The 14,013-nt window shown below is 36.8% G+C and carries 7 protein-coding genes; all 7 read right to left on the bottom strand.

Annotation, left to right across the window (positions count from 1 at the left end; genetic code table 11):
- Positions 1 to 37 precede the first annotated feature (37 nt).
- On the bottom strand, positions 38 to 952 hold the full coding sequence (locus ICG50_RS03445) for a GYDIA family GHMP kinase (RefSeq protein ID WP_187659500.1): 915 nt from the start codon (positions 950 to 952) through the stop codon (positions 38 to 40).
- A 4-nt stretch (positions 953 to 956) separates the two neighbouring features.
- A complete protein-coding gene (locus ICG50_RS03440; protein ID WP_187659499.1) occupies positions 957 to 2,273 on the bottom strand; it encodes a hydroxymethylglutaryl-CoA reductase, degradative in 1,317 nt (438 codons plus the stop codon).
- Positions 2,274 to 2,348: 75 nt separating this feature from the next.
- Complete coding sequence (locus ICG50_RS03435) at positions 2,349 to 5,123, bottom strand: AsmA family protein (RefSeq protein WP_187659498.1); 2,775 nt, start codon at positions 5,121 to 5,123, stop codon at positions 2,349 to 2,351.
- Positions 5,124 to 5,245: 122 nt separating this feature from the next.
- The gene (locus ICG50_RS03430) at positions 5,246 to 8,110 is read right to left on the bottom strand and encodes an alpha-amylase family glycosyl hydrolase (RefSeq protein WP_187659497.1); all 2,865 of its coding nucleotides are present in this window, start codon (positions 8,108 to 8,110) and stop codon (positions 5,246 to 5,248) included.
- Positions 8,111 to 8,171: 61 nt separating this feature from the next.
- Entirely contained in the window at positions 8,172 to 9,224 is a 1,053-nt protein-coding gene (locus ICG50_RS03425) for a SusE domain-containing protein (RefSeq protein ID WP_187659496.1), read from the bottom strand.
- 28 nt (positions 9,225 to 9,252) lie between these two features.
- Complete coding sequence (locus tag ICG50_RS03420; RefSeq protein ID WP_187659495.1) at positions 9,253 to 10,854, bottom strand: RagB/SusD family nutrient uptake outer membrane protein; 1,602 nt, start codon at positions 10,852 to 10,854, stop codon at positions 9,253 to 9,255.
- 10 nt (positions 10,855 to 10,864) lie between these two features.
- Positions 10,865 to 13,837, bottom strand: coding sequence for a SusC/RagA family TonB-linked outer membrane protein (locus tag ICG50_RS03415; protein WP_187659494.1), 2,973 nt, complete (start codon positions 13,835 to 13,837; stop codon positions 10,865 to 10,867).
- Positions 13,838 to 14,013 lie beyond the last annotated feature (176 nt).

The following is a 14,013-nucleotide window of genomic DNA, read 5'->3' as shown; positions in this document are numbered from 1 at the left end:
AACCCTGTCTCATACTGAAATGAGACAGGGTTTTTTATTATAATATCATTTCGTCGTAGGGAATGACAATCTCAAAACCTTTTTCTTTAAAGTACTTGGTTGGATCATCTTTGGAAATACTCAAAACAAAATCGCCGCCCCAAGCACCCAAACTTTTAACAACGCCATCGAAATCATGGAAAAGAATTTCTTTTACAGTGGCTAATTCTAAAATATTGCTCAATTCAATTTCGTGTTGTGCTAAAGCCAAAGCAAATGTTTTGGGCTCAACAGCCTCAACAACTGATCTAGTAATTTGATTTATTACCGGAATCGTTTTTCTGATGTCAACTTGGTTGCTGTAATAAGAAGCAATGGCGTTTTTACTGTTTTGCTTTTTATTCAGATAAACAAAGAAGATTTTGTCGGTAAAATCAGGATTGAAATCCACAATTTCCACTACCGGTTTTTCATTGACAATTTGGTATAAAATTCCGGAGTCATTTTGTGCGCAGGCAATATCGTATCCACTACCACCAAAACTTCTTTTCAGCAGCTCAAAGGCATCAATTTGCAACCATTGGGCAATGTTGTTAATTAACGTAGAAGACGTTCCTAAACCCCATAATTTGGGAAAAGTCAATTCGGTAGTAATTTTGTGTCCTTTGGAGGTCGAAATAAAATCGGAATTCATCAAATAGGCTTCGTGTAGAATTTCGATTAAAGTATTTTTGATGCTTTTGACATCATCATGACGTTCCTTTCTAAGAATCGAGTCAAACGAAATAGTGTCTTCAAACCAAATACTTTTATCGCTGTCATAACTCGTCCATTGAATGGCATTGCCTTCAGCTTCCTCTATAATCAGATTTTGACCGTATTTGGTTGGTAATGCAAAAGCTTGGGCACCATCAAGTACCACGTATTCTCCTGTGATGAGTAATTTTCCGTTGCTGTAAAAGGTTTTCTTCAAAAGATTATTTTCTTAGATTTTCAATCAGCGCTACTACTGCAGCATGCGTCACGGTATTTTTTTCGAAATGCTTTAGGATTGCTTTTCGTTCTTCAGGATTGGCTTCAAATTGGTTTAAAATATTATTCAAATGCATTTTCATGTGTCCTTCTTGAATTCCGGTTGTGGTAAGCGAACGCAAAGCGGCAAAATTTTGGGCCAATCCGGTAACGGCAACTACTTGCATTAATTCTTTTGCAGAAGGTTTACCTAAAATCTCTAAAGCCATTTTAACTAACGGATGTAAGGAGGTCAATCCGCCAACGGTTCCTAATGCCAAAGGAATTTCCATCCAAAAGGTAAAAATACCGTTCTCAATTTTAGCATGAGACAAACTTGAATAATGTCCGTTACGCGAAGCATAAGCATGCACTCCGGCTTCTACGGCTCGAAAGTCATTTCCGGTAGCCAAAACCACTGCATCAACACCATTCATAATCCCTTTGTTGTGCGTTACGGCACGGAAAGGTTCTATTTCGGCGATGCTAACGGCTTGGACGAATTTTTCGGCAAACTCTTGTGGGTTTTCGATTTTTTTCTCTGCTAACTCTTCTACTCGACAAGACACTTCGGCACGAACAATGCAATTCGGAACATAGTTTGACAAGATGCTCATTACAACGGTAATGTTCTTTTCGGTTTCGTTAAAGTCGGTATAGTTTTGAGCTTCCTCTTTTAACGTTTTAGCCAATTGCTCTAAACACGAATTGATGAAATTCGCGCCCATACTGTCTTTGGTTTCAAAGGTGGCGTGCAATTGGAAGTAATTCTCTAAAGCTGAAGTTTTATCTCTGAGTTCCAATCCTAAAATACCACCACCACGCTTTTGCATGTTTTTGGTAATGCTTTCGGTAGAATCGATTAAAGAGGATTTAACTGTATTGAAAAACGATTCTAGTTTAGCCGAATCTCCTTTAAACAAAAAGTGAACTTGTCCTATTTTCTCCGTATTTAAAACGGTCGCTTTGAATCCGCCTCGCGTGCTCCAAAATTTAGCTGATTTGGCCGCCGCCGCAACTACAGAACTTTCTTCAATCACCATTGGCACCGAATAATACCTGTCGTTGATAAGGAAATTTGGGGCGATACCCATTGGCAAATAGAAATTGGTAATCGTGTTTTCTATGAACTCGTCGTGCAATTGTTGCAATTGGGCATCGTTGTTCCAATATTGTTTGATGGTGGCAATCGCTTCTATTGGATTACTGAAATATTCGTTGGCAATCCAATTGATTTTTTCTTCTTTGGTCAATTTGGAAAAGCCGGCAACTGCATTATTCATATAAAATCGTAAAGTTTAGTAGCTACAAAGATAAGTGATAGCGAGTGAATTTGTTGCCCAAAAAAGCATTGAAAATTATTGTGGTTTTACTTCCGCAGAAATGGGTTGCGGCACATCGCCTTCGTATTCAGTTTCTTGTAAATCCTCGGTTTGTCTGCCTAATTTAACTTTAGGATTGTCTTGCGTTCCGGTGACTTTAATTGGAATACCTATTATGCCGAATGGCGGTAAACCCAAACGCATTTTGATATTCAGATTGCCATCAAAGCTCGTTTGGCCTTCAATTCTCGGACGGAAACCCGCGACTTTGAACTTGAAACGCTCAATATTGATGATGTTGTTTTTAATGGTCGTTTTGATGTCGACTTGAGACAAATCGGGGTTTTTGATGGCGTCTTTGCCAGTCTTTTTGCTAACGGCGCCAAATAGTTTAAAGCCTTTCATTTTGACTTTCTTCACCGATAAAACTCCGGAACCGGTTAATGATGGATATACCGGTTGCATATTGGCATCAAGAATTCCGGCTACTTTATAATCTAACGAAACAATACCTTCAGCACTTTCAGCAGCGGATGCCATTTCTTTGAACATTTTCACTTCGTTGTAAGCGCGTTTGATGTCGAATTCTTTGGCCAAAACTTTAAAATCGAAAAAGGCTTTTTCTGTTGATTGACTTCCGTAAACCAAATCCATTTTAACATTGGAACCAATTAAATCAAAACCGGATTGTTTTAATTCCAATTGGCCTTTGTTGATTTTCATATTACCTTTCAGATTATCAATCGTCAAACCATCGAAATTGATTTTATTGGCCGTGGCATTGAACTGCAAATCGAAATTTGACGGAATAACCACAACTCCCGCCGGCGTAGCATTGGCTTCCGTATTTTCTATGGTATCCGTAACCGCTATTGTTTGTGCCATAAACTCATCGACATTGATAAAATCAGAGTGGAGTTCTAAGTTTCCTTTTAAAATGGCTTTGTCAGTCAACACAAAATCGATTACGTTTTGCAGATAACCATTCATTTTAAAATCGGACTGACCATAAGCTGCGATAAAATCATTGAAGTTCATTTTATCCTGATTGAAGACAAATGTTCCTTCTTTGATGACAAAAGGTTTAGGCAAATATTCTGAGGTAGTTTTGATGTTCTTTAGAATCAAAGTTCCTTTGTTTTGCAACTTAGCATATCTGCCATTAGTGGCATCATCTTGCGAACCTTTGAAAGAAACATCGGCATTGACATAACCTTCAACATCGAGTCCTTTTTGGGAAAACACTTTGTAGATTTTACCTAAATCCAATTCGCCTTTGGCTTTGATATCGTATTTGATATTTTCGAAATTCTGCAACTTGGCATTGACAAAAATCGGTTTGCCTTCAAACTCAAAAGAGGCTGGAGTAATGTTGATACTCAAATCTTCGAGCGAGCCTTTTTTATCTAAAATTGTAGCAATTACGTTGATATTTTGAATAGGATTTGGGTAATAATCGGTTTTAACGTAGCCGTTTTTGAAATTGATTTTCCCGTTGGTTACCGGAATCTTAGCGTTCTTTTTGTCGTAAACCCCTATGGATTTGATGTCCATATTCAAAACGCCGCGCAAATCCATATTTTCCAATCCGAAGGCTTTGTCCATTTGGGCTAAGTCGATTTTAGAGTTGATTCTGGCAGAGATGTACGGTTTCGACAATCCTTCCGATTTAATAATTGCTTTGACATAATCTTTATCGACATTGAAGAAAATAGAATCGATATTGACTTTTAATTTTTCGGTGTCCAATGACGGTAATTTAGTATCAAAATTCAAGAAGATATTCGACACCGGAAATGGTGCATCTTTGTATTCAATTAAACCGTCGCGGATTTTCATATTGAAAGCCACATCGGGTTTTTGGTTTTTAGACGCAATATATTTTCCTTTTAGCGTAAAGGACAAATCGGTTCTTCCTTTGACTTTGGTTTTGTCCAACCAAGTTACATAAGCCGGTGGCAATGCGGTAAAGAAATCGTTGAGCTTACTGTCTTCGGATTTGATGTTGAAATCCATATCATAGCCATTGCTGAGGAAGTCAAACTTACCATTAAATTCAACCGGTAGTTTGTTGATTTTTAGGTTGTTTTGTTGGAAAACAAAGGCTAGGGAATTGGTATTAATTTTGGTAATCAAATCGGCTTTGACTTTTTTGTTTTTCAGGTATTGTTGGCCATCATAAGTAAAGTCGAAGTCTTCTATTTCAGCTTCGGTATAAATATCAAAAATGGATTGGTCTAAGTCGCCATTCCCAATGTAATTAAAGCCATTGGCATCGATTAAAACTTTAGTTGATTGGTCATTGTAAACCAGATGAGAATCTTCAATTGCAATTTTATCTAATCGAAGTGAGGTATTGCTGGTAGTATCTTTTGGCTTAGTTTCTTCTTCGGCTATATAGACGTTATAATTGGCTTCTCCTTTAGCATTAACTTTTACATTAATCAGCGCATTGGACACAAAAACTTTATCGATAGTAACACTTTTGTCAAAAATCAAAGAGCGGATGTCAATTCCAAACGACACTTCATTAGCAGAAATCAGCGTTTCTTTTTGGTAAGGTGCCGATCCTTTTAAAGAAAAATCCGTTAGCGTTAAAGTCAATGAAGGAAAGTGGTTGAAGAAGGAAAGGTTGGCCTCTTTAAAATTCAACTCACCGTTTAGTTTTTTATTAGCGAATGCTTTTACCTCTTCCGCAATTTTCCCAGGAAAAAGAATTGGCATCAAAAACAGGAACAAGATTATGGAGCCAAAAGTGATTCCGGTAACCTTTAAAATTTTGACAATGACAGCCTTTGGTGGTTTTTTCATAAATCAAAAATACAATTCATCGGAGAGACAAAAAAATTTTAATGTGAAAATATTTATTAAAAACAAAAGCCACGGATAGAAAAACGTGGCTTTTGTAAAATAATTATATAACTAATCTAACCTTATTGTTTGATGACTTTCATGGTTTTTGAGTTGTTATTAAGGTCAAATGCTTTGACCAAATAAACCCCATTGTTTAAGTCATTAATGTCAAATTGGTACTCTTCAGAGGAAACATTATCAAAAGACTTAACCAATTGACCGGTAATGGAATAGATGTCAACTTTAGTCACTTCACCTTTGATATTAAATGTTCCGGAAGTTGGATTTGGGTATAAACTAACATTGTATGCTGCACTGAATTCATCGTTACTTAACGTTGCAGGCTGGTTTCCGAATACTCTGAAACCACCTGGTGGTAAAGTAATTGTTGCGGTTGTATTGGATACATTGTAAAGTGTATTGTCCATTAAGTTATACCAGTTTCCAGTGTACGGAAAACTAGGATTAATGTTTTGACTGGCTACAGACATGTTGGCAATAATTACTACATTTTTCAACTGTGTTGACGGAAATGAGTTATTATATACATAGATTCTTTGTCTGATATTATTTCCATCAGGACTGATGGTATAATCCCCTTCAAAAACCGGTTCGTCGATTTTCATTTGGATTAAACGCTTCCAATCATTGTAAACTTGTTGTCTGTTGGGAGTAGTCATCGTTAGCCAATTGTTTACCCATTGTGGTTGTGGTTTTGTGGCTAATTTACAGTCTCCGATTGTTACATCGATCTCTGAATTCACAGTCCCGTTTTCACAAGTATAAATTGAGGTGTTCATTCCCAATTCTGCGAAATGCCAGATCATTTTTGGTCCCGGAACTAAAATAGACAATGCTCCAATCGCTGACATTCTTCCAACGGCATTGTTTAAATTGTTTAATGGTGGAGCAGTTCCGCCACCGTTTCCAAAGGTTACAGCTTCATACATCAATCTGTCTTTATCGTGACTTTCAGGATAGCCTAACAATCTTTTACCGGTAAATCCTCTACTCACGTGACCCATTCTGGTAATGTCGGCATTAGTAGAATACCCCATAGCCAATTGTTTGTAAGCTTCGTGTAATTCTCCCCACATCATTATTCCTTTGCTTGGAGTTTCCCCTAAACGATAGTTTGCCCATTGTTGCTCTTCAGAATCACCACCTAAATGTTCGAAGATTACATAATGATTGGCATCCAGTAACCATGAGTAATCTGCATATTCTTTCAAAACCGCTACTCTATCTGCTTGGTAGGCATTGGTACAAGTATCATCTCCTCCAGAACAAGCCTGAGTGAAACCTTTTGTTAAGTCCCAACGGAAACCATCAATTTTGAATTCTTCAATCCATTGTTTGATAACTCTTTTAGTATAATATTTAGTTCTCGCGCTAGAATGATTGAAATCGGATCCAACACTATAACTATGTTTAGCGAATTCATTGAAATAAGGATTGTCAGCGGCTGGATCTCCCCAACCATCACCATCTGCATCTTTCATCCACATTCTTACCATTGGATTTCTTCCAAAGGCATGGTTTAAGGCTAAATCTAAAATTACTGCAATTCCATTTTGGTGGCATAAATCGATAAACTCTTTGAATTTATTTTCGTTACCGTAGAATTTATCTAATGCCATATGATAAGAGGTATTGTATCCCCAACTTTCATTACCTTCGAATTCCATTACAGGCATCAATTGAATGGCATTGATTTTTAAGTTTTTGAAGTAATCAATTTTATCAATTAAATCTTGGTAGTTTCTATCAGCATCAAAATCTCTTACAAGCACTTCATATACTACTAAATCTTCTTTTTTGGGTTTTACAAATCCGGTAGTCGCTGAGCTCCAATTGTATGGCAATTGACCGGTTTGTAATACAGTAACCTCTCTTTCTTGTCCAGCAGGAAATGCCGGTAAATTAGGATAGCTAGAGGCTGGAATATAAGGATCATCAAAAGGAGATAAAACTAAAGTAGAATAAGGATCCGCTGTTTTTACTACTGCAGGTGAATTGGTAGTTGGTGTACTGTCAACAACCCAATATTGGTAAGTATATTGTTGTCCCGGAGTTAAAGCGGTTAATTCTAACCAAAACTTACCTGTTCCCGGGTCTTTTTTCATTAAATAATTTGTTCCCGGCTGCCAATTATTAAAACTTCCGGCAAGATAAACGAAATCCTTTCCCGGTGCATCAAGGACCACTGTGGCTCTAGTTGCATCCGATGGATTATAATTGATACCATCTTCTAAGCCGGAGCCCATTACTTGGTTTACCGTTCCTGCATTAACAATTACGCCAAAAGATTTTGAAAAAAAAGTAGCACCTTGAGTAATTTGCAATTCATAACTTTTATTCACGGTGATATTAGTATCCGTATAATTATAGCTTGTTCCTGTAAAAGTATTGATACTTACACCATTGGCCAACAAATTATAATTAGCAGATCCATTAGTATTATTAGCCGTTATTGTCAAGTTTTGACCGCTATTGATTATGGTATTACTATATTCTGAAGGGGTTACTAATGCTGCTTGAAAAGCTCCTACATCTAACGACAAATCAACTGATTGCGCATTCCCTAGAGCATTTCTGAAAACTATATTAACTTTGGTTACTGAACCAGAGGCCAAACCATAAAAAGCTAAAATTGTTGGTGTTAAATCTAGTTTATATATATTTCCTGAGACTAAAGTCAGTGCGGGTTGTGTAGTGTTATTGCCCCAACTTCCTTTAACATTTTGCCAAGGCGTTCCGTTTACAGTAAGCCCTGTGTGTGCGTAAATTGTTCCTGTATATGTAGCTAATCCAGTTCCTGTTTTATCAAAGAGTATAGTAGCCGGAGCTGTAGCATCAGGATTTGTTCCTCCTTGCCAAGTAACTTGGGCAAAAGTTGCATTACTAACTATTCCAAACAAAAGGAATAAAAAAACTTTTTTCATAGCGTGAAATTTTAAAAAAAGGGTCTCCAAAGGAAACCCTTTTTTAGTTATTGTAAATTACTTATTGTAAAGTCACCGAATAAGCATATTGTCTTGGATTACTTAAATCTAAAACAACATTATAAGTTCCGGCTGCAGCAACTGATAAATTTGGACCATCATAGTTCATAGACCCATCTTCATCCGGATCACCTCCTAAATTAATTGACCAAGCATTGTTAGCTCTAAATTTAAATTCACCGGCAGATAAAGATATTGCGCCTTCCCATTTTTTGGTTGAAGAATTATAGGTTAAAGCAGTACTGTTATCCCATCCGCCTGGTGTGGCAGCTCCAACAATTCCCCAAGTAGTTGGTTCTATAGTATACAATAGTGTACTAGTGTTTGCTCTAACTCTGTAATAACCCGCAGTGGCAGTAATATCAGACTCTCCTGATTCGGCAAGAACTCCTGAGAATGAACCGTCATCTCCATAATCAGTATTACCCCAATTGAAGTTTCCTGCAGGATCCGGCGCTACAAATTTGAATCCACCATCTAACCAAATATATCCTTCGTAATCAGTTTCCCCGAAAGCAGAAGAAGCTATTCTTGGTGCTGTTGGAGGATTCCACCCTTGGTGATTACCTGGTACGGCTAATTTTGGTAAATCCGTTGAGTAAGGAGTTACTAAGTAAGTAATAACATCAGAGAATTTTTCTTCACTACCAGTAGTACCTACTGTTGAACGAACTCTGATTTCAAGTCCACCTTGGGTAAAAGGTGTTAAACCTGCTGCAGATGATGCGCCATTCAAAGCATCAGAAGTTACCGTTACATAATTATTAGTAGTACTTACTAAATCAATTGGTGAATCAAAATCATCTCCTGATTTATCTACTTGAATAGTGTAGGTTACCTCTGTTGGTGTACCATAGTCCATTTCTTCCCAAGTCATTGACAGACCAGGATTGGTTGGTGTTTCCGGATTTAGAACAACTCCTTCACCAGAAACAGGTGAAAGAATTTTAAATTCGGCTGCATTATCTAAAAATTTTAAATCTTGTTCGTCTGTACAAGAGGCAAACCCGGTGATTAGGGTAACTGCTAATAATGATTTAACTATATTTTTCATTGTTGTATCTTTTTATTTATTTAAAATATTAATAACCTGGATTTTGAGTCAAATTAGGGTTTGAAGCTAAAGATTGTGCAGGGATTGGAAATAATTTTAGGTTGTTAGAAATTGCGATACCGTTTGTACCGTTTCCTTTCCAAGCCCAGTTATAACTTCCTCCTGTATATTTGCCAAATCTAATTAAATCCTGTCTTCTGTGAGATTCCCAGTGTAGTTCTCTGGCTCTCTCGTCTAGGATAAAATCTAAACTCAATTCTCCTGCATCTATATTAGCAGCAGTACTTCCGCCATTAGCTCTTTCTCTCAATGCATTTACATAAGTTACAGCTTGTGATAGCGTAGCGCCTGCAGCTCCTCTTGAAGCACATTCTGCATACATTAAATATACATCTGCTAATCTGAATAAAGGAAAATCTGTATCGACGAAGGTAGAGTTTGGACCTGCAACTCCTGCTGATGTTCTGTTAGAGAACTTAGCCAAAATATATCCTTGATCTCTGTTGGCAACATCGTTGATTTCTATTTCTCTAGCCCCTGAAATAATTGTATTTCTAGCATCATTATCAAAATCAGCGCCATCAAATTTTTGAACAAACTGCTTTCTCAAACGTAAAGCTCCACCCCATCCTCCAGAGCCTACTCCGAAAGAAACACCATTTTGTTCAATAGAACCAACTTGTCCGTTAACCATTACAGTGGTTGGTCCATAGTTTTGCGTAACCTGACCATCAGATTGCAATGAGAAAATCATTTCCGGAGAAGTGTGATTATCAGCGGTGAAATTGTTAAGGTAGTTTGAATTTAATGTATATCCACCTGAAATAATTTGGTTGCATTGCGCTACACATTCAGCATATTTAGCGGTGCCGATATATACTTCTGCATTCAAATATATTTTAGCCAAAACCATACGGGCAAAAGCCTGATCAAGTCTACCATACTCATTAGTACGTGGTGCTTTTAAGTCAGGCAAAACATTGGTTAATTCAGTTTCAATAAAGGTAAATAATTGCTGTCTGTTATACTCAGGACCTGCAAAATTTACAGGATCTGCTTCAGTTAAGAAAGGTGCTTTACCGTATAAATCCATCAAGTTGTAATAGGCATAAGCTCTTAAAACTTTTACTTCATTGCGATAATCTTCAATTTCAGCTAATAAAGCAGCATCTGTAACTCCTCTTCCGCTTAATTTAGCCGGAGTAGTTTGTCTTAAGTATTCGTTAGCCAAAGCTACTTCTGCCATAGTTCTACTGAACATCCCAAGAATAATTGGGTTACTATCGTTCCAAATATTTCTTTGAAGCTCTCTGGTTCCCGGGTCATTTTCATAACTCCACAATACTTCGTCGGTTGTCAAATCCTGAAGATACCATAAACATCTTCCAAACTGACTAGTTCCTGCATCAATTCCTTGAAGGAAAGATGAACCTGCATCACCGGCACCGGTTAATGATAAATTACCATAAACCCCGGCTAAACCTGATTTGTATGCACCTTGCTGAGCAAAAAATTGCTCTGATAAGAAAATATCATCATCTTCAGGCACTACATCTAAATCACTTGTACAAGAACTTAGTACAAGGAAAAAGCCTAGCAAATAAAAGGCATTGATTTTTAATTTTTTCATAGTTTTTTTTTTAAAATTTAATATTGGCACCAAATAAGAATGAGCGCTGTCTAGGATAGATAGTATTGTCAATACCATCATTTGTTATCTCAGGATCAAGTCCGGAGTAGTCCGTAATTAAAAGGGCATTTTGAACTCCGGCAAACAATCTTAATGAAGCTTTTCCATCAATCCATTTAGGGAAAGTATAGCCCAAGGTCACGTTGTCCAATCTTAAGAAAGATCCATTTTCAATGTAAACATCTGACAAAACAACATCAGAAGTAGTATTGAAATTGGTATCTAATACTGATGTTGGTAAATTGGCAATTACAGCTACATCCTGAATCGCATCATACTGAGCTCTACCGGCATTTACTGCATTGTAAATACGATTACCAACACTTGCTCTTACATTGAATGAGAAATCTAAGTTTTTGTAATTAATTGTAGATGCAAAACCGAAAGTGGCATCAGGATCTGAATTTTTATAAATGTATCGGTCATCACCATTAATTATACCATCACCGTTCAAATCTGCGTAAGCTCCTTCAATAGGCGCACCGGATGTGTCATATAATTGTTTGTATACAAAGAATGAATACGGGGTGTAACCTTCTCTTAAAATTTGAGCTGTTCCACCAGTTCCTGCGCCAGTTGCGCCTAAGAAAATATCAGAATCAAACGCTAAATCTTGAATTCTTCTTTCAAATTTAGTAGCGTTAAAATTAACATTCCAAGTAAAATTATCATTCTTTACTATATCTGAAGCTATAGAGAATTCGATACCTTTAGTGGTAAAACTACCGATGTTTTGGAAACCGGCATTAGAGAAATTACCTCCATCAGGGAAAGCTGCATTCACAATTAAATCATCCGATTGTTTGTAAAAAAGATCTAAAGCTCCGGTAATTCTATCGTTAAATAATCCGTAATCAAGTCCTACGTTGTATGTTGTAGTTTCTTCCCATTTCAACACAGGATTGTATGGGTTTGAGATAGCAATTGGAGTTGGAACAGCACCAAATATATACTGACTTGATCCACTACCGGTAGTATATTGTTGCAAATAGAAATTTCTTTCTGCACCACTACCAAACTCTTGTTGACCTGTAACACCGTAACCTAATCTTAATTTTAAGTCAGATATAGTTTTTGAATCTTTAAACGCAACATTCTTCAACTTCCAAGCAAAAGCTGCTGAAGGGAAATTAGCGTATCTTTCATCAACAGGGAATCTTGAAGATCCGTCTCTTCTCATAGTGAAAGTAAATAAATACGTATCGCTAATAGAGAACTTCGCTCTTCCAAAGTATCCTAAAAGAACATTATCAGTATCAATTGTGGTTTCCGGGAAGTTGTCCGGTAAGTTTGGATCGAAAGTATTTCCTGTAGTTTGATATTGCGATTGACGTATTTGATAGGAGTATCCTGCCTGTGCTTCAAAATCTACTTTACCAAATGTTTTTGTGTATACCAAGTAAGCATCAAACAACTTATTTCTTGCAATTCTTTCTTGTTGCTCATTTTGACCAAATGGCACGTTGGCGTTACTTGGTCCAGAGGCTGCTTGATTGGAAACAAATGTGTTTCTTTCTCCGTTTGACTCATCAAAACCAACATTAATAACCGCTCTTAAAGCAGGAAAAAAGTGGAATTTATAATCTAATTCAAAATTTCCAAATATTCTATTATTTATACCGGTGTCATTCTTTTGAAGCAATTGTGCTACAGGGTTTCTTCCACCTGCGACAAGAGTTCCGTCTGGATTGTAGTATTCAAAAAATCCACCATAAGGAGAATCAGCATCATAAACCGGATTTGTTGGGTTAAATCTCAAAGCCGAACCTTCAACACCATCCGCAAATCTATTTCTCTCATTTGCATAAGTTGCATTTAATCTCAATTTTAAATGATCATCAAAAAAGCTCGGATTTAATGTAGTTGACACTGTATTTCTAGTAAAATTGTTAGTTAATCTCAATCCTTCTTGGTAAGTATTACCAAAAGACAAACGAGCAGGAATTTTTCCAAACAAGTTTCCTCTAATAGAGATATTGTTATCTACGAAATCCGTTCTTCTATAGATTTCATCTTGCCAATCAGTATTTGCATTTCCTAATAATGCCACTTGTGAAGGCGAACCTATTCCTGGAGTAATTTGGTTTCCTTGTTCATCAAAAACACCGGCTATTAAATTACGGTATTCATTAGCACTGAATACATCAATTTTATCTACTAACCTTCCTGAACCATATTGGAAGTTGTAATCAACCGCTAGTTTTTTTCCTCCCTTTTTGGTAGTAATGATAATTACACCATTTGAAGCTCGTGAACCATAAATAGCAGTAGCAGAAGCATCTTTGAGTACGGTAAAACTTTCGATGTCATTTGGATTCAATGAAGAAAGTATTGATGTTGCCCCTGTATTGGTTGTATTATCAATAGGTAATCCATCAATAACAATCAAAGGATCATTCGAAGCAAATAAAGACGAACCTCCTCTAATTCTAATCTGAGAACCTGAGCCCGGTGCACCACTAGTATTTACGGTCAAACCGGCTACTCTACCGTTAAGCAAATTCTCTGCTGTAACGTTAGCTCCTTTGTTAAAGTCCTTGGCTCCTACTGTTGTTACAGAACCGGTAGCATCTTTTTTCTTAACAGTTCCATAACCAACTTGAACTACAACTTCTTGTAATTGGTTGGCGCTTTCACTTAAGCTAATGTTAACCGTTTTTTGACCTGAAAAGGTAACCGTTTTGGAATCGTAACCAATAAACGAAAAGACAACTTTGTCTCCGTTTTTTAGGCCTCCTAACTGAAATTTTCCGTCAAAATCTGTTGTGGTGCTGCTGTTCGCACCTTGAACAATTACATTTACGCCCGGTAATGGTTGGTTTGATCCACTATCAACAACAACTCCACTCAAAGTACTCTGTGCAAGAGCGCCGAAAGGGAGTAGCAGGAATAAAAATAACAACTTTTTGTAAATTGTTTTCATACGTTTTGTTTAGGTTAAAAATTTAATTTTGTGCTTGTATTTATTACTTCGAATGTTAAATTTATGTAAAAAATTGAATCTACCGAATTAACACTTGTTATTTATACACCGAAAACGTTTTCGTGTTGAAAACTTTTTCGTTATTTCATTATTTTAAGGTTAAAATTGACAGAATA

Origin of the sequence: Flavobacterium buctense, assembly GCF_014486695.1 — a bacterium.
In the GTDB taxonomy this organism is placed as follows: Bacteria; Bacteroidota; Bacteroidia; order Flavobacteriales; family Flavobacteriaceae; genus Flavobacterium; species Flavobacterium buctense.
This window is presented reverse-complemented; position numbering and strand designations above follow the sequence as displayed.

Coding starts and splice junctions, on each gene's coding strand:
- ICG50_RS03440 (WP_187659499.1), bottom strand. CDS start 2,273: ATGAATAATGCAGTTGCCGGCTTTTCCAAATTGACCAAAGAAGAAAAA.
- ICG50_RS03435 (WP_187659498.1), bottom strand. CDS start 5,123: ATGAAAAAACCACCAAAGGCTGTCATTGTCAAAATTTTAAAGGTTACC.
- ICG50_RS03430 (WP_187659497.1), bottom strand. CDS start 8,110: ATGAAAAAAGTTTTTTTATTCCTTTTGTTTGGAATAGTTAGTAATGCA.
- ICG50_RS03425 (WP_187659496.1), bottom strand. CDS start 9,224: ATGAAAAATATAGTTAAATCATTATTAGCAGTTACCCTAATCACCGGG.
- ICG50_RS03420 (WP_187659495.1), bottom strand. CDS start 10,854: ATGAAAAAATTAAAAATCAATGCCTTTTATTTGCTAGGCTTTTTCCTT.
- ICG50_RS03415 (WP_187659494.1), bottom strand. CDS start 13,837: ATGAAAACAATTTACAAAAAGTTGTTATTTTTATTCCTGCTACTCCCT.